Raw genomic sequence first — 24,416 nt, forward strand, 5'->3', positions numbered from 1 at the left:
GCCAGCGGGTCAGCGACTGCATTGCCGCCTCGACGTCTTCGGCGCGCCGCAGCAGTTCCTCGCCGACCGGGGTCAGCCGGTAGCCGGTCTGCTGGCGCACGAACAGAGGTTCGCCGATCTGCTTTTCGAGCGCGGTGACGCGTCGTCCAAGGGTGGCTGCGCTGCGGCGCGTGGTTCCCGTCGCTGCGCTCAAGCCACCCAGCCGCGCAACGTCGAGAAACAACCTCAGATCGTCCCAGCCGATATCCATTTTTGCAGAAATGAAAAACTCCTTGCGACCGTGGCTGTAGCGCAAAGCGGGCATCGTGCGCAAGTATGCAGGCATTGGAGGCGTTGGACAATCCTGCCTGGCGGGACAGGGACAAGCGCCTCGGCTGGCCAAGAAGCGAGCGCAGCCCTTTCGATCGCGCATGCGATTCGCGCAGAGGCTTTGCGCTTTCGACCAACCCGGGCGGGCATTCTGCGTGCCAAAGGAGACGATCATGTTGGATGAACTTCGATACCGTTTCGCCCGCTGGATTGCCTATCGCCAGACGCTTGCGAGCTTGAGGCAGGCCCGGGACAGCACACTGGCGGATGCCGGCATTTCTCGCGAAGAGATCCGCGAGCGTGCCCGCCACGCCAGCTTGCGTCGTTGAGGAGCCGGGCATGCAGATGATGATGCTTTGGGGTGGCCGCTCGGTACCGCGCATCGGCATCGGCACCTGGGCGGCGGGTGGCCCCGCGCGTTGGCGTGACACGGCGACAATCTATGGCGAGGTCGACGATATCAGGTCGCAAGCCGCGCTGGCGATGGCTTATGAGATCGGCGCGCGGGTGTTCGACACGGCTGCCGCCTACGGCGCCGGCAATGCCGAACTGATCCTCGGGCGGGCGTTGAGGGGTAAGGACGAAGCCGTCATCGTCACCAAGGTCGGCTATTTCGGCGATCCCGAAACGCGTAAGATCGCACCCGAGGATGCCTCTGCCGCGGCAATCCGGACATCGATCGACAATTCGCGGCAGCGCCTGCAGCGGGATTGTATCGACGTCGTGCTGCTACATATCAACGAGTATCCGATCGAGCGCGCCGGCGAGGTGTTCGATACGCTCGGCCTGTTGCGCCAGGAGGGCAAGATCGGCGGCTTCGGCTGGAGCACCGATCACCGCGAACGGCTTGCCGCCTACGCGCCGCGCGAAGGGTTCGTCGCCGTAGAGAACGACTTCAATGTGTTTACCCCGGCGAACGAGCTGATGGCCGTTGCGGCGCGCGAGAACCTCGTCTCGTTCAGCCGGCTGCCGCTGGCAATGGGGCTGCTCACCGGCAAATACACGCCGGCCATGCGGCTGCCCACCAACGATGTGCGCGGCGGGAATGCCGAATGGATGGTGTTTTTCAGGGATGGCGCCGCCAACCCGCACTATCTGTCAAGGCTCTCGGCAAGCCGCGACCTGCTCACCTCGGGCGGACGCACGCTTGCGCAAGGCGCGCTCGGCTGGATACTCGCCAAGTCGGCAATCGCCTTGCCGGTTCCCGGCTTCACGCGGCCCGAGCAGGTCGAGGACAATCTCGGTGCGCTGGAGAAAGGGCCGCTGCCGGCAACGGTGATGGCCGAGATCGACGCAGTGCTGAAAATTGCCGAGACTGCGTAGGGTGTGGTGAATCCGGAATTCGCATTGGCGATAATGCGACCAACTTCGATCTCTCTGATGTCTGCCGATATCGCATTTTTCTTAGTCAAGCTTCCGTGGCGCAATTGAACACGGACGGAGCGGCGGACACGCTCGAGTTGAAGGTCCGCCGCTCCGGTTTTCAGATCAAAGAGTGATGCTGCAACGGGAGATGGGTAGCGAGCTGCGCTTGAGCTGCGCCGCCGACCGCGTCGCTGTCGAGAGAGAGCGACCCGGTTGAGCTGTCAAAGATGATGTGGTGGGAACCATCATCCGTGGCCGTACCAGCAGGGGAAGCATGCAATGAAAGCCCGCCCGACTTAAGCTCGGTAAGAGCGGCTTGATCGAGGTGGAGCTTGTCCTGAAGCTTGCTGAAGTCGAAGGCATCGTTGCCTCCGTGGCCAGACATGATCTCGGCGGCGGCGCCGTTTTTTGCCTGGGCGCCGACACTTTCATCGGGCTGGACGGTTTGCGCGAACCCGTGGCGGATCAGGCTGGTTGCCGTCTTGTCGGATGGATCGTTGGTCGGGAGAAGTTCCGAGCCGGCCGAAAGAGAATGGCTCAACGAGGCCAATATGCGGTCAACGCTGCTGCCCTCGCTTACCTTGCCGCCGGCATTATCGTGGGTGGTGTCAGTCGAACTGCCATCGCTGGCGAGGAGGTGAGAAAGCGCGGTCTTGTCATGACTGCCATCGCTGGTGGTGGCACCGGAGGCGGCGGTAGCAGTCGAACTGCCGTCGCTAGCGAGGAGGTGAGAAAGCGCGGTCTTGCTATGGCTGCCATCGCTGGTGATAGCGCCGGAGGCGGCGGTATCAGTCGAACTGCCGTCGCTGGCGAGGAGGGGCGACAGCGCGGTCTTGCCATGACTGCCATCGCTGGTGGTAGCGCCGGAGGCGGCGGTAGTAGTCGAACTGCCGTCGCTGGCGAGGAGGTGCGATAGCGCGATCTTGCCATGACTGCCATCGCTGGCGGTAGCGCCGGAGGCGGCGGTAGTAGTCGAACCGCCGTTGCCGGCGAGGAGATGCGAAAGCGTGGTCTTGCCATGATTGCTATCGCCGGTGGTGGCTTCGGAAGGGGCGGTGGCGGTCGAGGTGCCGCCGCTGGAGGTGGCTTCGGCCGGGGCGGTGGCGGTCGAGGTGCTGCCGCTGGAGGTGGCTTCGGAAGGGGCGGTGGCGGTCGAGGTGCCGCCGCTGGAGGTGGCTTCGGAAGGGGCGGTGACAGTCGAGGTGCTATCGCCGGTGGTGGCCTCGGAAGGGACCGTCGCCGTAGAAATGGGATCGGTGGCCGCAGCTTCGGAAGGAGCAGTCCCGGCGGTGCTGAGATTGTGTTGCCGGAAAACGGCCTGCAGTTCCGGGGAGCTCTCAAGCGCGGTGTCGCCTCGCTGTGAACCCCAGGCGTACGCGTACTCGAAGGCGGGTGACGGAACCAGCTTGGCCCAGTGGTCCATCATGGTTTCCATCTGGGCGGCGGTGGGCACGACATATTTGCCACCCATGTCGGTGTTATAGTCGCCACCGCCAAACGTCTGGTAGCCTGGAATGATCTTGCTCGTCGGGATGCCCGATGCCTGAGCGGCAGCGACGAATTTGTCGATCATGTTATAGTCGACCGCGCCATCCGTGCGGACAGGATAGACATCCACGCCGTAGTAATCGATACCGGTATTGGCGGGATTGTACGTGTTCGAAAAATCCGGATTCGCGGACGTCCCCAAGCTCATCATCGTGATGTAGGTCTTGGCGTCCGGCACATTGGCGTGAATCCAGTCGGATTCCGCCTTCAGATTCGCGGCGGAGGCGTAGGTGCCCCATTGCCCGGTGGGATCCGGCTCGTCGACCAGGAAGAATCCGAACAGCTTCGGATTGCCGATGAAAGGCGTGATCTTGTCGATAAAGGACGACGTCGCTCCGTCGGTTTCGTTGAGGTAGACCAAGCCCTTCATACCGTCCGGCAGCGCATTGAGTTGGTCAACAGATGAAACGTCGGCCAGATTGAATCCGGCTTGCGCAATTTCCGTGCCCGATCCACCTGACGTGTAATGCAGAGTTGTCATCCAATATTCCTTTTTCTGTTTCGACCGCGCCTACTTACAGACGACGTATATTAGCGCCAAATCACATACCGACACCCTTTGACAGAAAGATTGAGGGTTTGAAGTAGGATTGAGCCTTGGAGGAGCGCTCCCTTCGAACTCGTTTCCGCAACGGTATCGACGACCAGGCAAGGATCGTTCTATTCGGGATAAGACTCGGCTGACTTGATCCGACCGTGTGGAGCTTGGCTCGAATGTCGCGACCGAGAAGCCGTCCGACGCGGGATGGCCGGGAAATCTGAAAACCAGACCAAAAACAAAACCCGCCTAGCGGCGGGCCGTCAGTGCGAATCTGCACCATAGCCAAATTACTAGCATAGCTGCCGGCACAAAGCAAGAACAAAATGTGACGCAATCGACGAAGCTGCCGATCTAGACGGCGCTTCTCCGAAATGCGAATGCGCCGCGCAGCCGGCATTGCCGCAACAGCGGTGCCGTGCAACATCGGCGGCTTGGAAGGAACCCCGGTGCTGTCTCGCCTGATCGCCGGCCTGCTGCTCGCCTGCGGATTGACCCACAAATCATGTATTCGCTTGCGCAGGCGTCGTGGGCTACCCAGTTGCCTTTTCCGCGAGGCGACGGTTGGACTCAAACATCTTCTGCGGCATCCGCCGAAAGCTCCTGATCATGATGTTCGCGCGGAAGAGGTTGGCCGGATTGGCCGCGAGGCTGGTGCAAGGCGATATATCCCAGACACCAGGGCGCGGACGAGCGGCTTGCGTACCGGCGTCTCGATGAAGCGCCAGACGATAAAAGAGGCAAGGAGGACCCCGGCCAACACGACGAAGAATGCGGCGTTCTTGCCGACATGAGGCGCCAGCGCGTTAAGCGAAATGTAGCCGATATACTGGTGCAAAAGATACAGCGGATAAGTCAACCCTCCGAGCATCATGATAGCCTTGGATGGAGCAATCACGGAGCGGAGCAATATCGCGCCAGCGAAGACTCCGTAGACCACCATGTTGGCGGTGAAGAGAGCAGGATACGAAATGGCTGCGCCAAAGTGCTCCTGCATCCAGTTATGAGAGAACATTGCGGTCTGGCAAGACACCAGGAACGCGACGGCAAGAAACAGGAACGCAGCCGGTGAACGGCCCCTTGCAACGATGTCTTCCGCGAGGATGCCGGCGGCAAACAAAGGCGCATAGTTTGTAATGAAGAGAATGCGTATCACCGGGTTCCCAAAGAAGAACTCGTTGGTTGCCGAAATTGCGAGCCAGATGGCCGCGATGGGTATTTTCCAGCGCTGAAAGGCGCCGGCAAAGATCAGCACTGCAACCCAGCCGTAGAACAGGATCTCGAGCATGATCGACCAGTAGACGCCATCCATGGACGGCCTGCCGAAGAGGCGGGCGAACATGGAAAGATTGGCTACATAGGTTGGAACATCGGTTGGAAAACGCTGATCTTTGGCGACGACGAGAACAACAAACGTCGCGGTCATGCAGACGAGGAATCCGGGATAAAGCCGGGCGAAGCGGGCGACCGCGAATTCCTGCCAGGTTCGACCTTCGGCCGACCACGCGATGACGAAACCGCTGATCAGGAAAAACAGATTGACGCCGAGATAGCCGTAGATGGCGTAAGGTGCTGCGGCAGGATATTCCACGTCGAGATTGCCCGCGATCGCGCCGCCAAAAAGATAGTGAAAGAGCACGACCGCGAGGGCTGCAGCCAGGCGCAGCAGGTCGAGTGATGCCATGCGCGCCGGAATGGCCTTGCCTGCCGGTTCCACAGCTACCTCCCGCAGCCGTTTCAGCTCTTGACAACCATCAGCGGCCTGATCCGCAATACCAGTGCTAACGCGAAGACTGCAAACCGGCGGCAGGTCAAGCCTTTACCTTCTCAAGTACGAACAGCTGCTCGCAGGACAGGAACCGCAGGACGCTAAAAGAGCGTACCAGCTTGAGCCCCGCCGCCGCGAAATCCTGTCGTGCAACGGTGAGATTGACGGGATGAGGCGCCGACATCCTTCCGGTGATCATCTTCCGCAGCCTTAGCCGTATTCTCTGGAGGCGGGTGCCAAGGCCGTAGGATACGATCAGGCGACGGCTGGCAACGCGCGCGAGCTCAATGATAATGTCGCGCCTGAGATGTGGCGGGATAAGGTGAATGAGGCGAAGGCAGACCACCGTATCAAAGCTTTCGTCGGCGAACGGCAGCTGCGTCACGTCACATCGGATGAATCCCCGAAATCCGGATTGACCTTCATATGCTGATCTAGCCAAGGCCATCATTTCCATTGAAATGTCTGCAGCCAGCACCCGACAATTATGCTGGCCCAGCACGCCGGCCAGCTTCCCGGTTCCGCATGGGATATCGAGCACCTGAGATGGAGGCGGGCTGCACCTCTCCAGCGCCTTGGCGATGCAGCGTTGCTCCCGTCGCGCAATGACGTATGACGCAACGGTGGACAGCTTCAACCGGCCTGCATAGCCGTTCAGGTACCAGCTCGCAAAACTCGGATCTTGATATCTCTGTTTTGTCGGGAGCTCATAGGCCGCGACTGCCGCGACCTTGGCGTTGTAATTGGCAGGTATAGCCGTATTTGCCGCTGCCGTCTGATGTGGCTCGAGGTTCTCGCTCATATGCCTGCTTTCATACGATTTCTCCTGCAGATGAGATCGAAGATTTTTGTCCGACACGTTCATTGGATAGCCGACCAAGCTGCCCTATTGGCGATAGAGGGGATAAACGGCCAGTTGGCTGCGTCCATCACAGAGAAGGTTTCCAGAAGGCTGGGTGTCTCGCATCCCTCGAACGGATGAGACATGCCGAACTCATGACTGCCGCGCCCGCGCGGAAGTGTGCTGGGGAATAGGGCTACTGCACACCCCTTTCGGAGACGGAACGGTAAACGGACGGTAGGCAATCCGGAAGGATAGTCACCGAAACGCACTCCTTCCGTTCACGATTTTGGCGTCCGTCGATATCCTAACGTGACCACACCGTCATTCATACGGATGGCGCGGATTCCTGGCTCGTCGGCTAGACATCCCAGGAAGAGATGGGCGTTCGCTTCAGCAAATGGACATGACGTCACTGCCAGTAGGCTTCCCTCAGTCTGGATTGAAAGATGATCTTGGAGCTATTTGGGCCGTCCGGTGCTGGTAAGACGACGTTAGCGTCCGAGCTGGTGCACGTTTTGCGAGCTCAGGGCTACTGTGTTGTTTTGCAGACCGGTGACCGCCGACATCCGGTTAGAAGGGCCGCCTTCAAACTGGTCTCCGGCTTGCATTCAAAGTGGATCGGACAGCGTTCTCTCGGTGCAGAAGTGCTTAAGATTCTTCCACCCAAGAATGAGCTGTGGGCGGCTCGCCTGAACTGGCATCTTGAAGCTCTTCTTCAAGCTTGGCGCGCGGCAATAGCGTCCAATGACACGATCTCAATTTTTGACCAGGGTATGGTGCAATTCGTATGTTCACTGGTTTTGTTCAGCGGCATAACGGATCGTGAAAGGGTGTCGCGCGCGCTCGAGCTTCTACCCAAACCGGATCTGCTTGTCCGATTGCAGGCGCCAAGGGAAATTCTAGAGGTCCGTCTGAAGGAACGCCGGCGTAACCTCGGTATCATTCAGAAGTTCCTCGAAGTCGATCTGCAGAGCAGTCTTGATCATATTGACCACGTTAATCTCATTGGGGAACAACTTGGATCGTTTCCCGTGCCAACAACTTGCGTCGAAAGTTTAGATTCGAACGGGCTCACAGCCGCCACAGAAATGATAGCGCGTGGAGTAATCGACAAGTTCGGCGCGGCGCGGGCGAAATTTAAAAGAGTTGAAGCTTAGAGAGATGCGGTTTTGAAGCGTCGACAAGAAGATATCCAATAATATGGAAAATCGAATTATTGAAAAGGAACCGCGCGAGTTGACATGACATGCGCTTTTCTCGCTACCAGACTGCCTTGGCGTTGACGTTAGCTGCTGTCAGCGCGATATCCATAGTTATCCACGGAGCGGTGAGTGGAGAGGACGTCGCATCGACAAAGTTCGTCGCGCCGGTAGCCATGGACCTGCCGGATTACCTGCACACCGCGAAGGATGCGGCATTTGGCACACCTTTCACCCGAATAACCAAACCCGGAATCCTCGGCGCCGGCATCGCATGCGGGAGCAAATATTGCAGCCACCGCTATTCGAGCGCCCAGGCCTGGAATTCGGATCAGAGCCTTCTTGTCATCAGCAACGGCTGCGGCGGCTTATGCTTCCTGGATGGGCGCACCTACGCCCCGCTTTTTCGCCGTGATCGATCGACCGAATGCGAATGGCATCCTCACGATCCCGACCTGATGATCTGCGTCGGTGGTCGGAAAATCTCGACCTGGGCGCCACGCACCAATCATGAGGAGGTCCTGTTTGTTTCGGCTGACAGTAGCAATCTCCAGTTCGGGCCATACAAAGGTAATCCAAGCCGTGATGGCAGCCGTATTGCCGTACGCGCGGTTCGCCGGGACGGCAAAGCGGTCGTCTTTGCCTACGATCTCAGACAGCGGCGGAAATTTCCGGAAATCGATCTCGCAGAGCTTGTCGGAGCCAACGGCGCCTGCTCAATCTCGCCGCTGGGCGTCAACATCTTATGCATTCAGAACCTGAAAGACGACACTGAACAGACGTTCATCTTTTCTGTTGACGGCGTTCTGCGCCAGAAATGGACTGAGCATCATCGGCCTGGCCATGGCGACATGACCGTCGATGCCGACGGCAGCGAAATCTATGTGGGGATCAGTAAGTCCGATCCAGACATATACCAGGTGATCAAGCGAAGGCTGTCAGATGGGAAAGTCACCTCGCTCATGAGATATGGTGAAGCACAGCATGCATCGCTCAGGTCGCTGGACAGGCCCGGTTGGGTGTTCCTTACCTATTCGGGCAATCCGGACGAAGTATCGAAATATCCGGCTTGGGCGCCGTATGCGCGGGAAGTCATCGCGTTGCGCATCGACGGCAGCGGAGAGGTCCGGCGCATTGTGCAGACGAAGAACGTTCCATTCGACTACTGGAGTGAGACCCACGCCTCGCCGTCCCCGGACGGTTCACAGGTGATCTGGTCAAGCAATTGGGGAGTACCCGGCGGGCCGGTTTACGATTTCGTCGCCCGTATTGACTGGCCGGAAGGATCAGACACCGGCTCGAGAGCATTAGCCGCGAGCGGTCTTCAATAACGAAACCTTCCGGTCGCCTATGGCGATATCGCCGATCGTGCTTGCTCCATTCACGCTTTTAACGCCTCACGTTCAACTTCGCCGCCATACGGCTCCGTTCGATGTCGATTCATTCAAACGGACGACGACAGTGGCCAAGCCTGCACCTAGCGTGATTGTGCAGTTTGCAAGGCTTATGAGCCTTGCCGGAATCCTACGAATTACAGCGATGACGTCGGGTGACGGCTTGTATCGCCAAGGGCGCTCGCGCCGGAGCTCACTGTTGATGTCACGGCCGAGAAAGGAATAGCAGATGGATACGGATAAGCGAGCCGAAGAGAATGCCTCTTTCAACCCTGAGTTGTTAGAATGGTTGGTATGCCCAATGACCAAGGGCTCACTTGCCTGGGATTCGGATCGCGATGAACTCGTTTCGAAGAGCGCAGGACTTGCCTATCCGGTTCGCGACGGCATTCCAATCCTGCTAGCCTCGGAGGCACGGACGATCACCTCCCGCGTGGTCAAACTTCGCGCATCCAGACGATGATGGGAACCGCGCTAAAGCAGGCGGCTTTCCGACGATAGCCAGCAATGACAGGAAAGTGTGCCGCGGAGCGCGAGCCGTTTGTCTGCGGACCACTCTGCGCTCGGCACCCGGGCAGTGCCGACCTCTTTGATGCAACGCGCGGCGACCTGAACCGGCTGGGTACGGCGGCCCGCTGCCGGGACAGGGTTTGCGTCATTTAAACAGACGAGGACAGTGGCAAGACCTGCCCCTACCGTGACCTTGGGCGAGATGGGTAGCGAAACCAACACCATGAAAGCAAATTCAAGGGCCGGCCACTTCGCGCGATCGGGCTACAGCGAACGGTCAGGAGACGCAGGATGAATCCGCATCTGGTGTGTGTCGGAGGCGAGGATCATGCCCTGCGAATTCCGTTCTTGATGTCGCTGCGAGAGAAGGGATTCCGTGTTACTGCGGTGTCGAGCGGCGGTGAAGCCGCATTCCTGCGGCATGGCATTCCGCATCGCAGCTACGGTTTCGACCGATTTTCCAGCAGCAGCGGAGAATGGGCCGCCATCAGAACCATTCGAAAGCTGATGGCGGAACTCCGGCCGGACATTATCCAAAGCTTCGACACCAAGCCCAACCTGGTGACGCCACTTGCGGTGCGCGGAAGCGTTCCAGTCGTGCGCACTATTAACGGTCTGGGCTGGACGTTCTCGTCCCTGGAACCGCGCGCCCTTGCCCTGCGCCCAATCTTTTGCGGACTGCAATGGCTTTCGTCGTTATGGACGGCGGCTACGGTGTTCCAGAATCGGGACGATCAGGCATTCTTTGAACGCTACCGACTGATCGGACGCGGCAGCGAACGAGTGATCCGCAGTTCTGGAATCGACGTCGATGCGTTCGCCATGGCAAGGCATCTTGCCCCGTCGGCGATGAAAATGCGCGAAGAGCTTGGGCTCCAATCCGCCGAGATCGTAATTTTTGTCGGCCGGCTAACACGCCAGAAAGGCATCCCGACACTCCTCAAGGCAGTCCCTCGCATCCTGTCGGAAAGGCCCAATGCCCGTTTCGTGCTTGTCGGCCCATTGGAATCCGAGGGCCCATTTGCAGTGGACAAGGCTGAGATCGATCGACATGTGCCGCATGTCATCGCCTTGGGTCCACGACGCGACGTTCCTGCCCTTCTTGGCATGGCCGATCTGTTCGCCTTTCCAACACAATACCGAGAAGGGATTCCGCGCGTCTTGCTGGAGGCAGGGCTCGCGGGATTGCCTATCGTCGCCTCGATGATGCCTGGTTGCAATGAGGTGGTCGAGGACGGATGGAACGGCCATCTCGTCCCCCCGCACGATGCGAACGGCCTTGCCTCTCGAATTATAGAGGTCCTGTCCGACCGCCGGAAAGGACGGACCATGGGCGCTCGCTCTGTCGAGCTCGTCCGGACGCAGTTCTCGCTGCCCTGGGTGGTCGAGCAATATTGCGATCTCTACGACAATGTCCTTAGTGCCAAATCCCAGGGCGGCTTCGCTCGACCGGCATCGCCGGTGTTGCTTGAAGAGCCTGCTGCAAACCGCGGATCGGGTGGAGCGCGCCGATGATCCGGGACGCGATCCTGGCCTGCGGCGTGGCCATGTCGTATGCGGCGCAGCTCTCAGTTCCGGGCTTGCCCTACGGCTATGGCGAATTGTTTCTCGCGCTTTGGATCATGCTGTCGATCGGGCGGGTGCTCGCCGGCGGTCACTTGGTAGTCAGGCCCGCCCTGATCCGTGTTGCGGGCTTCTGGCTGATCATCACGCTCGCTCTGGGTATTGGCACCATCGTTGGCTACCTGACCACGGTACTGTATCTGTCGGTGGTGATGCACGATATGGTAGCCTACCTGCTGCTGATCTGCGTCACCTGCCTGGCCGCCGCAGAGCCCGACGCGGATCGCCGTCTGCGCAGTGCTGCCTGGTGGGTGGTCGCTATTGCGAATGCATGCTTTATTGTTCAGCTGGCACTTGGATGGGGTTGGATCCACCAATCCGGCGTCGATCCCTGGTACTGGGATCGCTTCCGAGGCTGGTCCGAGAACCCCAACCAGCTCGCGCTCTATTGCGCACTCCTTGGTCCGCTCGCCTTGCATCTTGCGACGACTACAAGCAAGCCGTGGGCGAGGTTGGCCGGGCTCAGCAGCCTTATCCTGACCATCTATGTCGGAAGGCTGACGAAGAGTGATACCTATCTTTACACGACGGTCCTGGTCGGCCTGATATTTCTTGGGCTGCGGGTTCGGACATGGCTCGCAGCCGGTGACGGCAAGGTCAGCCTGTCCCGGCAAGTTACCCTCCTGCTGATGATTGGCTTCCTTCCGTTGGCCATGTCGATGACGCCTTACATCGTCACGGAGGTGGGCAGCGTCGAACAGTTCGCCTTGAGTCTTACCAAGGACAAGGGCGGCGAAGCGACCGCCGAAACCGCTGCACTTCGAATCCATCTCTGGGGAGATGCATTGGGCAAGGGCCTAACGTCAGGATCCCTGGGCCTTGGTCCTGGCCCGCATCTGGAGCGCCCGCCCATTTCCTACAGCCAATTTCTGCCCCGGCCTTTCGAGGCTCACAACACGATTCTCGATCTGTACACTCAAGGTGGTTTGGTTGCGGTCCTGGCCCTGGCCTGGATTGTCGGCGCGGCGGCTTTATGCGCATGGCGTGCGAAGCTCGATGCCCTGTTCGTGCTGGTGGTGTCGATCGTCATCTTCGGAATGCCACATCTGATCATCCGCCACCCAATCGTGTGGTTTGCGCTTACCATTTGCCTTGTTGCCGGAACGCCGCGAACGATTTCGGCAACCTCTAGCGACCTGAGGTGATGGCATGTGTGGGATTACCGGAATTCTCCTTGCACCCGATGCCGCCAACATCAAGCCGCTCAGGGCAATCGGCCAGATGACGACGGCCCTTCGTCATCGTGGGCCTGATGGCGAAGGCTTCTGGATCAATCGCGAAGCCGGCATTGCCTTCGGCCACAGGCGTTTGGCTATAGTCGACCTATCGGAAGCAGGACGCCAGCCGATGCATTCGGCAAGTGGCCGATATGCCATTACCTTCAACGGCGAGATCTACAATTTCCGCGATCTGCGCCGCGAGCTTGAAGACGCTGGCCATCGGTTCCGTGGCGCCAGCGATACGGAAGTGATGCTGTGCGCAATCGAGAGCTGGGGTCTCGACACCGCACTCACGCGCCTCGCTGGCATGTTCGCATTTGGCTTGTGGGATCTAAAGACCAGGACCCTCCATCTCGCCCGCGACCGAATGGGCAAGAAGCCGCTCTATGTTGCTGCAACGCGCGATGCGCTCGTTTTTGCCTCCGAGTTGAAGGCAATCCATCGTTTTCCAGGTTTCTGTCAGGAGCTCGATCTCGACGCGGCCGCGACAATGCTTTCGAAGGGATGGGTACCGGGTAACTGTTGCATCTGGCGAGGCGTGTTCAAGCTACCTCCGGGCTCGGTCCTGTCTGTGACGGCGGCGGATTTTGCCGAGGCGCGCAGCGCCGCATCCCTTTCGCAACGCGCCCGACACTGGTGGTCGCTGCCTGAAGTCGCCGCGAACGGTCGACAGAATCCAATCGCCGGTACCGACGAAGAACTGACCGATGGACTCGACGACCTGCTTCGACTTGCCGTCCGGGAACGCATGATAGCCGATGTGCCGCTGGGTGCCTTTCTGTCTGGTGGCCTCGACAGCTCCACGGTTGTGGCGCTGATGCAGGCCCAATCGCCAAAACCGGTGCGCACATTCACGATCGCTTTCGGAGAAGGCGGGTTTGATGAGGCTCCCCACGCGGCGGAGGTCGCGCGGCACCTGGGCACCGATCATACTGAACTCCACCTTTCAGCAGCCGCTGCGCGTGAAGTCATTCCGGAACTGCCGCGGATCTGGGATGAGCCGTTCGCCGATGAATCGCAGATACCGACTTTGCTCGTGGCGCGGCTCGCTCGCCAGCACGTTACGGTGGCCCTATCAGGCGACGGTGGCGATGAATGCTTCGCCGGTTACGCCCGTCATTTCATGGCTGCGCGGTTGAAACGACAGCATGCGCTGCCGTCGCCGCTGCGTCACGCGCTTGCTGCAGGGGTCGGATTGCTGGCCCGTGCAGCGCGTCACGATTTCGTCGGCAAGCTGCCGCTTTCGGCGAGTGGACGGCACGCGCTGCGGAGCGACCGGCTGCATCGCCTCGCTCGGCTGCTCGCTGCGCCAGATGAGGACGAATTGCATCGACGGCTGACCGGAGCATCGACCGGGAGCCTCGCACTCCACACGCCGCCCACATCAATTCAAGGGTCCCCCCGGCTTGATGGCCTGCTGTCCCGTCTCTTGTACGACGACATGGCCGGTTACCTGCCCGACGATATATTGGTGAAGTTGGACCGCGCCAGCATGGCCAATAGCCTCGAAGGCCGGTGCCCGCTTCTCGACCATCGGGTTGTCGAATTCGCCTGGCGGCTGCCGGCACATGCGAAGGTCCGTAATGGCAAAGGCAAGTGGCTTCTTCGTCAGCTGCTTAGCCGCTATGTTCCGCAACGGCTGATCGACCGGCCGAAGCAGGGTTTCGATGTTCCCATAGCAGTCTGGCTGAGCGGCCCGTTGCGCATCTGGGCCAGCGATCTAGTCGCCGATATACGCCTCTCCGGAGATGGGATCTTCGACTTTGCGAAGGTCGAAACCTGCTGGCGCGACCATCTTGACGGAAGACAGGATCATTCTCGCGATTTGTGGCCCGCGTTGATGTTCCAGGCCTGGCGCAACGAGGCCGGGCGGTCCGCCGGGCCGGCAACGGGCATGTCCACAGCGCTCGAACCGACAGGAGTATGAGATGGAAGGTTCCATAGTCAGCCGAATTCACCTTCCGCGCGCCACTGAAATGCACGTGCCGACGCGCGAGATCAATCCGCGCATGAGGCCATTCCTGCGCGAACAGGTCGACGCGCAGACCCCCTTCCATCAACTCCTCATTACCATCGCGAGGAGAAAATGGTTCCTGCTTGCAATGGTGATTTTGGGCGGAGTGTTGGCTGGGCTTGCGGGTTTTGTGCGTCCTGTCCTGTTCGAGGCGACCGCACAGGTGATTGTCGATGCTCCTGGCAGGAACGCGGCTCCCGGAGGTGCGGATTCTGCTCAGGAGATGCTGGATGCGAGCATTGATGACCACTTAACCATGCTCTCTTCGCAGGGGCATCTGCGTCGCCTGGTGGCAGCCCTACGCGAGACAAAGATCGGCAACATTGCTGAGCAAGGTGATGTCGGAAATTCCCGCGCCGCCCCGGTAGGCGGCAACCTGCAGAACATACGCACCTTCGCAGCTGGTCTGCTGGAAAGGATTTGGCCGCAGGGCGGGCCGGAGGCGGCCGATGCAGCCGAACTCAAGGCATTGCGCAAGGGCATGAGGGTTGGACAGGAACTGAGATCAAGGGTGATCACCGTCGGCTTCACAGACGACGATCCGGCGCGAGCCGCCCTGGTGGCCAATACGTTCGTCCAAGTATACATCGACGATCTCGCACAGAAGCGCAGGGCGTCAGACCGGCTGGAACTCGCCTCGATCGTCGCCAGCCTGCCGGTCGTACAAAGCGACCTGGCGAAAGCGACCGACCGCCTGGAAAAGTATCGACTGAGCCATGGCGCGGTCGATCAGGGTGCGGCGGATAACGCTGCCAAGGAGACAGCCGAACTTAGTCAGCAGATATCCTTGTCGAAAGCGGATCTCTCAGCGACGGAATCTCGCCTTCAGCACATCGAGGCTTTGCGAGAGGAAGGAGCATCGGTGGCGGCGCTCGCCGAAGCGATCGGGTCTCCGGTATTGGCCGACATGGCGGCCCGCCAAGCCAACGACAATGCGGATGTGGGCCTTAGCACTGCGATCAACGGCGAGATCGAACAAGGCACTGCTCGCATTGCGGCGGAGGGGAACATCTACCGTGCCCAGATCGCTGCTCTGGAGGGCCGTAAGAATGTGCTCGATGCGGTGGTGGCCGACACAGCCGGCCGGCTTTCCGGCTTGCGTGCGCTCGAGCCGCAGGTCAGCATCCTGACGCAGCGATACAACCAGCTTCTCACCCAACAACAGGATCTGGTGCAGCGCATCGCAACTCCCTTGCCCGGGGTCTCGATCCTTTCAGCGGCATGGCCGCCAACGAATCCAAAAACCCTGCCGCCCATCTTTCTTATTCCGCCCGGCATGATCGTGTTTGGCCTCATTGGCGGGGTCTTCGTCTTGGTCCGCAGCCGTCTCAATCAGACCTTGCGCGGCGGGGCCGAAGCTGAAGCCGCGCTCAGGGTTCCGTGCCTGGGGCTGATACCGGAAGCGCCCACAATACACGCGAAACGACTACAGCAGCTGGTTCTCGGCCAGCAAAACTGCAGCTACAGCCGAGCCGTCACTTCTCTCCTTGTCACCGTGGCTCTCAACAAAGCGAGAGGCCGTGCGTCGCACGTCATCCTCGTCACGTCCAGCGTCCGGCATGATGGCAAGACCGAGCTCGCATGGAGCCTCGCCTTGGCAGCTACCCGACTTGGGGGACGAGTGCTTTTTCTCGATCTTGATGGCACGGGCGCCCGCCTCACGAACGAGTTTCTGAACGAATTCGGTGCGTTCAAGCCGCATAAATCCTTTGGAGACTATATGAGCGACCGTTGTCCGCTGCACGACGCGGTCACGGGAATGCCTGAAATTGGAATCGACTTCATGGCACTCGCACCATCAGAGGATCTGCTGCCGCAACTGTCCATGATCGACGGGTCCCTGGTCACAGATGAGCTGCGCTCGATGTACAGCATCGTCATCATAAATGGACCGCTGGGACTTGGAGGACCTGAGGCCAGGCTACTGACGGGCTGGGCTGACGCAGTTCTTTTTGCTGTTCGCTGGGCCAGGACGCGTCGCAGCATCGCGCGTGGTGTTCTGCAGTTGCTGACGGAGGACGAGACGGCTCAGGTCCCCGTAGGCAGCGTTCTCACGCAGGTCAATCTTAGGAAACACGCCGGCTACCGGTTTGGGGACAGCGCGGATCTCTTGCTCGAGAGAACATCATGAATGTCACATGCGGGATTCCGCGTAACGACCGCCACGGCATTCGACCTGTCGAGCGGAAGATAATATCGACGATCTCGCAGTCCGGAGCAGGGTCCGCGGCCAAAGGCGATCAAGGCGATGAAATGCGCGACGCCGGCGCAAAAGACATCGACGATTTCAGCGATCCGAAGCTCGCCCGCTTCCCTGCGGCCTCCGTTGCTCCAACGAATATGGTTTTGCCGCACAAGGAGGACACGGGCCGGGGTCTCGGCTATGCCAGCATCTTCGCTCTTTTGGTCTATATCGGGGGTGCGGGCTTGACCAGCTTGGCGCAGTTATTGATTGCGCGCATCGTTGGCTCCACCAGCTATGGCATCTACTCCTATGTTCTGGCCTGGACCTCGGTGCTTGCCTATCTTGCAACGCTTGGTTTCCACGTATCCTTGTTGCGTTTCGTCTCCGCCTACAGTGCCAAAGGGCGGCTTGACCTGGTACACGGCGTAATCAGGTTTGCTCTGCAGAGGTCGCTGGCGGCGGCGACACTATTCGGCATCGTTGGCGCCGCCTTGATCTTTTTCTTTTCAGATCCTTCTCACAAGGAGCTTCAAATCAGCCAGCTGCTAGGCATGGCAGCAGTGCCTTTGGTCACGGCCTACGCTTTGGGCGCAACACTTGTTCGTGCTTTCGGCGGCGGTGTCTCGGCCCTCCTGCCGGAACGCATAGTGCGCGACGGCCTCTTGTTGACGTTGCTGGGAATGGCGGGCTTATCCGGATCATGGACCCCCAACGCACCCTTGGTGATGCAGGCGGTGCTGGCAAGTTCAGCCATCACGGTCGGCCTGGTGTTCGTCATGGCGACAAAATTTCAGCCGCCTGGCTTGCGGCAGGTTCAGCCAGGCGACGAGTCGCGGGAATGGTGGTCCGCGGTTCCGCCAATGATGCTCATGGCTGGGCTCGATGTTTTCATCAGCCGGGCCGGAGTCATGGTGCTGGGCTGGACGCATCACATTCGCGAAGCAGGCATTTTCGCATTGGGATTGAACGTCGCCTTGCTTGTGAGCCTTTCCTTGGTTGCCGTCTCTACGATGTTTGCGCCGACAGCGGCCGCCCTTCATGCCCGAGGCGATCGGCTGGCTCTGCAGCAGCTGTTTTCACGGGCCGCCCTACTTTCCTCTGGTGGGGCTTTAACGATGGCCATCCCGATGCTTGCGATTATTGAACCTCTGTTGAGCTGGTTCGGCGGGGATTTCAGTACCGCGGCACCCGTCGCGCGGATACTCATTCTCGGATATGTCTTTGTCGCGCTGTGCGGACCCCAGATGCTCCTCTTGATGATGACCGGAAACGAATGGGCGGCAGCCGCAACCATGATCGTCGGCGCTGCGGCCAGTATCATAGGCTGTGCCACAGGAATTGCGCTCTACGGCGCGCCGGGCGCCGCAGTGGGCCTCGCGCTTGCGTTGGCGATTTGGAATGTGGCGATGTCGATCTACATCAGCAAACGGCTGAAAATTATCCCTGGGCTGATCTTTGCGCTAACATCGTTCAGAACGCACGCAGTCGAAGGCCAGCGGCGACATTGGTTCCTGCGCTGATTTGACACCGTCGCGCCCCGATACGCCACGGCATCAGCGTTCAGGAATTTCGAGTCCAGGGTTGTGTCGGATAGAGGCTGGCGAGTGCGGCTTTGTGGCCGACGCGTTACGCGCCGAGTGGCAGATCATCGCCCGACAGGGCCCGCGGCCTACACGGTGGCCTCATTCACCAACGTCTGTTGCCGTACGCTGGCCGCGGCATCCGTTCCATGAAAGTCCCGGTACCATTCGACAAAGCGTCGCACTCCGTCCTCTAGCGGTGTTGCCGGGGCGAAGCCGACGGCCTGGCGAAGATCGCTGACGTCGGCGCGCGTCTCCAGAACGTCGCCAGGCGGCAACGGCACATTCACGCGAACTGCCCGGCTGCCAAGAGCGGTCTCGATGATCGAAATCAGCCGGTTGATCTCCTCGGGTCGGTCGTTGCCGATATTGTAGACGCGATACGGCGCGGAACTTGTGGCAGGGTCGGCGGTGCAAGGGTCCCAATTCGGATCCGGCTGCGGCGGTGTAGCAAGTGCTCGAACCACGCCCTCAGCGATATCGTCGATATAGGTGAAATCTCGCCACACGCGGCCGGCATTGGCTACTTCAATTGGTTTGCTCTCGACGATCGCGCGCGTGAACAAGTAGACGGCCATGTCGGGCCTGCCCCAAGGGCCATAAACGGTGAAGAAGCGCAGTCCGGTCACGGGCAGGCCGAACAAATGGCTGTATGAATGCGCCATGAATTCATTCGAACGCTTGGTGGCGGCGTAGAAGCTGACGGGATGATCGGCGCCGTGGTTTTCGGAAAACGGTATGGTTCGATTCAAGCCGTAGACGGAGCTCGAAGAGGCGTAGACGAGATGACTGACGCCATGATGCCGGCAGCCCTCAAGGACGTTGAGAAACGCCACTATATTCGATTGCACATAGGCGTGCGGGTCAACAAGTGAATGACGCACGCCGGCCTGAGCTGCGAGATGGACAAGGTGTGAGGGGCGAACGTTTGAAAACAGCAACTGAACGCGCGCGGCATCCGCCAGATCCATTCGTACCGGCGTGAACTTCGCCTCGCTACAGAGGCGTGCAAACCGCGCTTCCTTGAGCCGCAGATCGTAATAGGGCGTGAAACTGTCGACGCCCACGACTTTGACACCAAGACGCAAAAGCCGTGAGGCCACGTGAAAACCAATGAAGCCTGCGGCGCCGGTGACGACGATCGGTCCTGTCCGTGCAAGTTTCTTCACCGCGCGGTCCGAACGGGATCGAACGATTTCCATCTTCTCCGCTGCGGCAAGGACAGAATCGCTGCATAGATCGTTGTCCACTTGTCGCCTTTCGAATCCGTTCGACAGTACCGAATAGCCGGTCCGGGATTGCGGCTTTCGATATTTACGCTGGCGCATCGAACCTAGTGGAGTGCGCAATGCGGTGCACGACCTGCCAAGTCATGACACGCCAACTTGCGTAGTTTGAATCCCGGGCGGATGCCGACGTCCGGCGATTGGATCTAAGTGGCCGGCCTTACGGCAGGACCGAAATACGCCCAAGAAGGGCCACCAGTTCCGCCTGGCGTTTTGTTTCGGTCTTGGCGAACAGCGAGGCAAGCTGGGAACGGATCGTGGTGCGGCTGAGACGCCAGCTGCGAGCGATCTCCAAAGGTGCGTCGCCCTGGGCCAAGCGCAAGGCGAGGTGCGTTTCTGCGCTCGTCAAGCCAAACATTCTTTGCAGCGTCCGAGGATTTGGCCCCGACCTGTTGTCGCGATCCAGCAGCGCCACAATGCTCGTTCCGTCCGGAGCGATAACGCCGTTCTCGTTCAGTATCACCGGTCGGTCGCCCCTGCTGCGGATCACCACCCAAGACAACGAGCCCGGCAGGAATTGGCCCGGAACATTCGCGATCAGCCGCCTTAGGGCGGCCGTAAGTCCGCTCGCCGTGTCGGCCGCTTCGCCCTGGCGCTCAAGCGTGGTTTGGGCGGCTGCGTTCCACTCGACTACTTTTCTTTCGCGATTCAGCACGAGATAGCCACAGCCAATGCGATCAAGCACGCCGGTTATGGATTCCAGACTGCGGCCTTTTGGTTCGCCGAACCTTGCGTCCAATGGATCCGATGCGCGATCGGGAAGGTGACCAGAAGAGGGCCGCGTATTCCGCGCTTCAAAATCATACTTGGTCCTCGTAACAATGTACCGATTGCTCGAAGAAGCATCGACCTGTCTATCGATCAGATTCATTTTCTACCCCTAACCCAAAGTTTCACACGCCCGAAATAAATATTCGGGATTCATGTAGTCTTCTATGTGTAGCTGGATTCTAGTCTTCTATGCGCTGACGGATAATACGTTCATCACCACCTTGAAAACTTAGTATGATCCGACAGTTCTAAGGCAGCTCTTAGGCCCCGCTGCGTCCGATAAAATGCGCGCTATGATAGCGGTATGGCAATCCGGCAGTGGTACTAAGCTGTACGTTTTTTGCTCTAGTCTCGACGGGCTAGTCAGAAGGTTGTAGTCTGTGTCCATGAGCTCGCAGTCGCGCAGGTCGAATTCGAACCCGTCGGGCAGATTGCTAACTCATATTGCCTCTGCATCGGTGTTAGCTGCCACACTGATATTTGAAATAAAATCGTCAGCCTATATTGGGCAAGGCGCCAGTTTTCTGGAATTTATTCCGGCTATTATTATTATTGCCTATCTCGAAGACCGCGTACCGGCGCTCGCTGCGACCATTCTGATGGTGGCTGTCGGGCTGTGGGCACGAGGACACGATCAGATTTCAAGTGGAGATTGGGCACGCGCAATCCTGCTTCTGGTTTCGGGTGGCGTGATTGCCATGACCTTCCATCGTCTGCGGCAGGACTTGCGTGAGTTGCTGGAAGTCGCGGAGGCCAGGCTCGCTGCCGTCGAGGCGACCGAAAGCCGCTATCGTTGGGCCTTCGAACGTGCTGCCATGGGATTCGCGAACACCAACAAGAAAGGTGAGTTGCTGCAGTCCAACAGACGCCTTTGTGAGATGACCGGGTACAAGGAGGAGGAGCTTGCCCAATTGCAGCTCGATACGCTCGCCCATCCGAACGACCGGGATACCTTGGCGCAATTGCTGGCGAGGCTGGGCAATGACATTTCTTCGTTCGTTTCGGAGGTGCGTCTGTCACGAAAGGACGGTACGGCATTCTGGGCCAGGCTAACGCTTTCTTCGTCCGTGCCCGAGGGTGGCCTCTCGGAGAGCATCTTCGTGGTGGTCGACGATATTTCGGAACGACGCGCTGTTCACGAAGCGCTTCGGGCCCAGAAGGAATGGCTGGACCTCGCTCTGTCTGCTGGACGCTTGGCCACGTGGCGCATAGACCTTAAAGACGGGATAGTCACGGGCTCGGACACGTTCTGGGACATTCTCGGCCTGGCCCAGGCCAATAGCCGCAGTTTGGAGGAGCTGTCAGCTGTCGTTCATCCGGCGGACTGGCCAAAGCTGGCGGCATCGAGAAAGGCCGCACCATCGGTCACGAATTACGATGTTGAGATACGCGTCCGCCGACCGGACGGACATATCCGCTGGGTTGCGCTGCGCGGAAGGGAGGAAAGACATGATGATGGTGGACAGCGGCTTGGAGTGGCTGCCGACCTGAGCGAGAGACGACAAACCACGCTGCTGCGCGCCGCGGCAAAGAAGCGGGAGCGCATCATGCTCGAACAGCGTCACAGATTCGGCAACGTTTTCGCGGTGATCACGGCGCTCGTGAAAATGGTCGATGTTCCCGGAAACAACGTCGCCAAATACAAGGAAATGCTGATCGACCGGATACGCGCGCTCGAGGCAACCCATCTGCTTCTTTCACGCAACGGCAGCGTATCGGGGGCGATAAACGATCTCGTTGCGCAAGAATTGCACCCATATATTGGAACACGTGCGATATCGGTCAGCGGTCCTTCCGTGGCGATGTCGGGAGGCGCCGCCGAGAGTTTTGCAATGATCGTTCACGAGCTTGCCACCAATTCCATGAAATATGGAGCGCTTGCCGATCCAAAAGGCCGGATCGACGTAAGCTGGACGTTCGCAGCTGAAGAAACAGGCAGTGATATCGTGTTCGAGTGGGTGGAATCGGGGCGGCGTAGGACCTCAAGCGTAGTCCGTCATGGTTTCGGTTCCATGATAATCGGGGTGGATGGAGCGCCGCTTGTCGGTCACTCTCCCAGCCTGGAAATATCGGACCAAGGGTTGCGGTATTCGCTGCGGCTGTCACGCAAGGAAATCGGATTGTAGTGCAGTGCTCCAATCGGAAAGCAGATATCTAAAGGCAGGTCGCGCTGAGCGGCCTTTGAAATGCGCAGGGTTCCTTCCAAGAATGTCGTCGGCCCAAAGCTGCGCCGCGGCTTTGGGATATGCAGTAAAATGCATGAGGAGTCTTGGGACGCCGTTTGCACGTCCAAAAGGACGCGCGGCGCTCTAGCTGGCATGTCTCGAAAGCCAAGTCTTCAGCATAACGGCAGCCTCGGTCCGATTGCGTACCCCCAATTCACGCAGAACCGCAGCAGCGTGGATTTTCGTGGTCGCCTCTGCGATTTCCAGATCGCGCGCAATTTCCTTGTTTGAATAGCCTTCCGCCATCAGCTTGAGGACTTCCTTTTGCCTCGAAGTCAGCCTGCCAAGGTTGACGCCAGCGGTACGCCTCTGTGGGCCTTTGTCGTCGGAATGGGTATGCGCGTGGGTTGTTTGCGTCGCTCCCGGGCGTGACAGAAGTGCAGGAACATAGATGCGGCCGGAGAGGATTTCATTGACGGCCAAAACAACCTCTTCGTCCGTCTGCGATTTTACGATGTAGCCGTGAAGTCCGATCGACAGAGCCGTGAGTATTTCCGAGCGTGAATCGTTTCCGGAAACGATCGCAAATCGCGTGTCCGGATAGGCAGACAGGATCCCGCCGAGCACTTCTTGATTGAACAGGCCCGGCATATTCAGATCCAGGATCGCAAGATCCACGAACGACTGCTCTGCCAGCAAACTGAGCACCGCGTCGAAACAGGACGCTTCAAAGATCTCCACACCTGGAATGCCTGCGGTCAGTGCCAATCGCAAGCCGCGACGATACAAGCCGTGATCGTCGGCGATGACGATTCGATACATTGAACTACCCCAACGCCTATCTGAATGGATTGAACGGTAATGGCCTGAAAGTCGTGGCCATCCACTCGTCGATTCATCCAGCCGACGCTGCGGCACCCCCAACACCGCAAACGCCAGATTTCTAATATAATCTTAAATGACGGGAAACGCTCCTCTTTTTTTGCCCCTTGTGAGCGAAACCCGCCGAACGTCGTCGAACATACGTTCTGACCTTTTGGACAGCTGACAGACCGGCCGGTCGTTCAGCAGTGCTATAGGTCTAAAGATATAGAACAGCAAAACGGCTGAATTGTTACCATTCGAATGCACGACGACATCCACCCTGACGGCCACATACCATCCAGATGCAATGTCCGGATCAGGGGACAGTGGAGAAATCTCACCGGTCTTCTACGGGAAATCTCACCGGTTCTTCTGAGGGGACAAGAACGCGTTTCCCGGGTGCTGACCAGGGCAGGATAGCCGGCCCGTGACGATAGCGTTCAGGCCGAATGAACAAGGGAGGACCAGGATGAAAGCGGTTATTCAATGTGGAGGAATGGGAACACGCCTCCGCCCCTTCACTTCGGTCTTGCCGAAGCCGCTCATGCCGATCGGCGCACGGCCGGTTCTCGAGATGCTTCTGAAATGGTTGCGACGCAACGGCATTCAGGAAGTTTATATTACAACCGGGTATCTCGGCCACTTGATCCGCACCGTGTGTGGAGATGGCTCGCAGTGGAACCTGAAAATTCGATATACGCAGGAGATGGAGCCGCTTGGCACCATCGGGCCACTGTCTTTGATCAGGGATGAACTGACGGAGCCATTCATCGTTCTCAATGGCGATGTCCTCACGGATCTAAGCCTCAGTCGATTTGTAGCAGCGCACCGTAAGCACACCGATCCAGTGACGATCGCAACAGCCTGTCGCCTGATCAAGATGGATTTCGGCGTCATCGACGAAGTCGACAATACCGTGCAGGTCTTTCGCGAGAAGCCGACGCTTTCGCATCTGGTCAGCATGGGAATTTACTGCATGAACCCGGATGTTCTGCAGTTTATCCCATCCGGCATACCCTTTGGGTTCGACGACCTGATGCTGCAGATGATGCAGAACGGCACAACCGTGCACGTGTACAAACATGAGGGTCTCTGGCTCGATATCGGGCGCGTCGACGATTTTCAGAACGCACAGACCATTTCCTGGGAAGACCAGTCGGCCTCGATCGAGGTCACTGCGACGGCTGCATGATGAAGTCACGAGCCCGGTTCCCACAGTTATCAGTCTAGGAG

The 24,416-nt window shown here is 59.0% G+C and carries 19 protein-coding genes; 12 read left to right on the forward strand and 7 right to left on the reverse strand.

The window, feature by feature from the left end; all coding sequences use genetic code 11:
- On the reverse strand, window positions 1-325 hold a 325-nt coding region (locus NKJ91_RS09420), incomplete at its 3' end, for a LysR family transcriptional regulator (protein WP_352455312.1).
- 157 nt (window positions 326-482) lie between these two features.
- Between NKJ91_RS09420 and NKJ91_RS09425 the strand changes: the two genes are divergently transcribed.
- Entirely contained in the window at window positions 483-638 is a 156-nt protein-coding gene (locus NKJ91_RS09425) for a YjiS-like domain-containing protein (RefSeq protein ID WP_156937304.1), read from the forward strand.
- A 10-nt stretch (window positions 639-648) separates the two neighbouring features.
- Entirely contained in the window at window positions 649-1,632 is a 984-nt protein-coding gene (locus tag NKJ91_RS09430; protein WP_352455313.1) for an aldo/keto reductase, read from the forward strand.
- Window positions 1,633-1,792: 160 nt separating this feature from the next.
- On the opposite strand, the gene NKJ91_RS09435 is transcribed toward NKJ91_RS09430, so the two are convergent.
- From NKJ91_RS09435 to NKJ91_RS09445, 3 genes are all read right to left on the reverse strand, one after another.
- The gene (locus NKJ91_RS09435) at window positions 1,793-3,703 is read right to left on the reverse strand and encodes a calcium-binding protein (protein WP_352455314.1); all 1,911 of its coding nucleotides are present in this window, start codon (window positions 3,701-3,703) and stop codon (window positions 1,793-1,795) included.
- Between the two features lie 664 nt (window positions 3,704-4,367).
- Window positions 4,368-5,477, reverse strand: coding sequence for an acyltransferase family protein (locus tag NKJ91_RS09440; RefSeq protein ID WP_352455315.1), 1,110 nt, complete (start codon window positions 5,475-5,477; stop codon window positions 4,368-4,370).
- 94 nt (window positions 5,478-5,571) lie between these two features.
- Window positions 5,572-6,393 (reverse strand): class I SAM-dependent methyltransferase, encoded by an 822-nt coding sequence (locus NKJ91_RS09445; RefSeq protein WP_352455316.1) that lies wholly within the window; start codon window positions 6,391-6,393, stop codon window positions 5,572-5,574.
- 425 nt (window positions 6,394-6,818) lie between these two features.
- Here NKJ91_RS09445 and NKJ91_RS09450 point away from each other — a divergent pair, with 425 nt between their 5' ends.
- The 8 genes from NKJ91_RS09450 (at window position 6,819) to NKJ91_RS09485 (ending at window position 18,037) form a co-directional block, all read left to right on the forward strand.
- Window positions 6,819-7,529 carry an AAA family ATPase gene (locus NKJ91_RS09450; protein WP_352455317.1) on the forward strand — a complete coding sequence of 237 codons (711 nt, stop codon included), beginning with the start codon at window positions 6,819-6,821 and terminating at the stop codon, window positions 7,527-7,529.
- A gap of 89 nt (window positions 7,530-7,618) precedes the next feature.
- Window positions 7,619-8,902 carry a hypothetical protein gene (locus NKJ91_RS09455; RefSeq protein ID WP_352455318.1) on the forward strand — a complete coding sequence of 428 codons (1,284 nt, stop codon included), beginning with the start codon at window positions 7,619-7,621 and terminating at the stop codon, window positions 8,900-8,902.
- Window positions 8,903-9,194: 292 nt separating this feature from the next.
- Entirely contained in the window at window positions 9,195-9,428 is a 234-nt protein-coding gene (locus tag NKJ91_RS09460; protein ID WP_023675609.1) for a Trm112 family protein, read from the forward strand.
- 338 nt (window positions 9,429-9,766) lie between these two features.
- Window positions 9,767-10,990, forward strand: coding sequence for a glycosyltransferase family 4 protein (locus tag NKJ91_RS09465; protein ID WP_352455319.1), 1,224 nt, complete (start codon window positions 9,767-9,769; stop codon window positions 10,988-10,990).
- Window positions 10,987-12,243: an O-antigen ligase family protein gene (locus tag NKJ91_RS09470; RefSeq protein WP_352449683.1), complete on the forward strand. Its 1,257-nt coding sequence runs from the start codon at window positions 10,987-10,989 to the stop codon at window positions 12,241-12,243. Before NKJ91_RS09465 ends, NKJ91_RS09470 begins: the two co-directional genes overlap by 4 nt.
- 4 nt (window positions 12,244-12,247) lie before the next feature.
- The gene (gene asnB, locus NKJ91_RS09475) at window positions 12,248-14,245 is read left to right on the forward strand and encodes an asparagine synthase (glutamine-hydrolyzing) (protein WP_352455320.1); all 1,998 of its coding nucleotides are present in this window, start codon (window positions 12,248-12,250) and stop codon (window positions 14,243-14,245) included.
- Between the two features lies 1 nt (window position 14,246).
- Window positions 14,247-16,463: a GumC family protein gene (locus NKJ91_RS09480; RefSeq protein ID WP_352455321.1), complete on the forward strand. Its 2,217-nt coding sequence runs from the start codon at window positions 14,247-14,249 to the stop codon at window positions 16,461-16,463.
- A complete protein-coding gene (locus tag NKJ91_RS09485; RefSeq protein ID WP_023675614.1) occupies window positions 16,460-18,037 on the forward strand; it encodes a lipopolysaccharide biosynthesis protein in 1,578 nt (525 codons plus the stop codon). Before NKJ91_RS09480 ends, NKJ91_RS09485 begins: the two co-directional genes overlap by 4 nt.
- Window positions 18,038-18,186: 149 nt before the next feature.
- On the opposite strand, the gene NKJ91_RS09490 is transcribed toward NKJ91_RS09485, so the two are convergent.
- Window positions 18,187-19,299, reverse strand: a complete 1,113-nt coding sequence (locus NKJ91_RS09490; protein ID WP_352455451.1) for an NAD-dependent epimerase — start codon at window positions 19,297-19,299, stop codon at window positions 18,187-18,189.
- Between the two features lie 244 nt (window positions 19,300-19,543).
- A complete protein-coding gene (locus NKJ91_RS09495) occupies window positions 19,544-20,254 on the reverse strand; it encodes a helix-turn-helix transcriptional regulator (RefSeq protein ID WP_352455322.1) in 711 nt (236 codons plus the stop codon).
- A gap of 286 nt (window positions 20,255-20,540) precedes the next feature.
- Here NKJ91_RS09495 and NKJ91_RS09500 point away from each other — a divergent pair, with 286 nt between their 5' ends.
- Window positions 20,541-22,280 carry a PAS domain S-box protein gene (locus NKJ91_RS09500; RefSeq protein WP_352455323.1) on the forward strand — a complete coding sequence of 580 codons (1,740 nt, stop codon included), beginning with the start codon at window positions 20,541-20,543 and terminating at the stop codon, window positions 22,278-22,280.
- A gap of 183 nt (window positions 22,281-22,463) precedes the next feature.
- Here the strand turns inward: NKJ91_RS09500 and NKJ91_RS09505 are convergent, their stop codons facing one another.
- The gene (locus NKJ91_RS09505) at window positions 22,464-23,141 is read right to left on the reverse strand and encodes a LuxR C-terminal-related transcriptional regulator (protein WP_023675618.1); all 678 of its coding nucleotides are present in this window, start codon (window positions 23,139-23,141) and stop codon (window positions 22,464-22,466) included.
- A 511-nt stretch (window positions 23,142-23,652) separates the two neighbouring features.
- Between NKJ91_RS09505 and NKJ91_RS09510 the strand changes: the two genes are divergently transcribed.
- The gene (locus NKJ91_RS09510) at window positions 23,653-24,375 is read left to right on the forward strand and encodes a nucleotidyltransferase family protein (RefSeq protein ID WP_023675619.1); all 723 of its coding nucleotides are present in this window, start codon (window positions 23,653-23,655) and stop codon (window positions 24,373-24,375) included.
- Window positions 24,376-24,416 lie beyond the last annotated feature (41 nt).

It is taken from the genome of Mesorhizobium sp. M0040 (genome assembly GCF_040323505.1).
In the GTDB taxonomy this organism is placed as follows: Bacteria; Pseudomonadota; Alphaproteobacteria; order Rhizobiales; family Rhizobiaceae; genus Mesorhizobium.

Bases quoted from the DNA above. Each gene is read 5' to 3' on its own strand.
- NKJ91_RS09425 (WP_156937304.1), top strand. From the start codon at position 483: ATGTTGGATGAACTTCGATACCGTTTCGCCCGCTGGATTGCCTATCGC.
- NKJ91_RS09430 (WP_352455313.1), top strand. From the start codon at position 649: ATGCAGATGATGATGCTTTGGGGTGGCCGCTCGGTACCGCGCATCGGC.
- NKJ91_RS09435 (WP_352455314.1), bottom strand. From the start codon at position 3,703: ATGACAACTCTGCATTACACGTCAGGTGGATCGGGCACGGAAATTGCG.
- NKJ91_RS09445 (WP_352455316.1), bottom strand. From the start codon at position 6,393: ATGAACGTGTCGGACAAAAATCTTCGATCTCATCTGCAGGAGAAATCG.
- NKJ91_RS09450 (WP_352455317.1), top strand. From the start codon at position 6,819: ATGATCTTGGAGCTATTTGGGCCGTCCGGTGCTGGTAAGACGACGTTA.
- NKJ91_RS09455 (WP_352455318.1), top strand. From the start codon at position 7,619: ATGCGCTTTTCTCGCTACCAGACTGCCTTGGCGTTGACGTTAGCTGCT.
- NKJ91_RS09460 (WP_023675609.1), top strand. From the start codon at position 9,195: ATGGATACGGATAAGCGAGCCGAAGAGAATGCCTCTTTCAACCCTGAG.
- NKJ91_RS09465 (WP_352455319.1), top strand. From the start codon at position 9,767: ATGAATCCGCATCTGGTGTGTGTCGGAGGCGAGGATCATGCCCTGCGA.
- NKJ91_RS09470 (WP_352449683.1), top strand. From the start codon at position 10,987: ATGATCCGGGACGCGATCCTGGCCTGCGGCGTGGCCATGTCGTATGCG.
- asnB (WP_352455320.1), top strand. From the start codon at position 12,248: ATGTGTGGGATTACCGGAATTCTCCTTGCACCCGATGCCGCCAACATC.
- NKJ91_RS09480 (WP_352455321.1), top strand. From the start codon at position 14,247: ATGGAAGGTTCCATAGTCAGCCGAATTCACCTTCCGCGCGCCACTGAA.
- NKJ91_RS09485 (WP_023675614.1), top strand. From the start codon at position 16,460: ATGAATGTCACATGCGGGATTCCGCGTAACGACCGCCACGGCATTCGA.
- NKJ91_RS09490 (WP_352455451.1), bottom strand. From the start codon at position 19,299: ATGGAAATCGTTCGATCCCGTTCGGACCGCGCGGTGAAGAAACTTGCA.
- NKJ91_RS09495 (WP_352455322.1), bottom strand. From the start codon at position 20,254: ATGAATCTGATCGATAGACAGGTCGATGCTTCTTCGAGCAATCGGTAC.
- NKJ91_RS09500 (WP_352455323.1), top strand. From the start codon at position 20,541: ATGAGCTCGCAGTCGCGCAGGTCGAATTCGAACCCGTCGGGCAGATTG.
- NKJ91_RS09505 (WP_023675618.1), bottom strand. From the start codon at position 23,141: ATGTATCGAATCGTCATCGCCGACGATCACGGCTTGTATCGTCGCGGC.
- NKJ91_RS09510 (WP_023675619.1), top strand. From the start codon at position 23,653: ATGAAAGCGGTTATTCAATGTGGAGGAATGGGAACACGCCTCCGCCCC.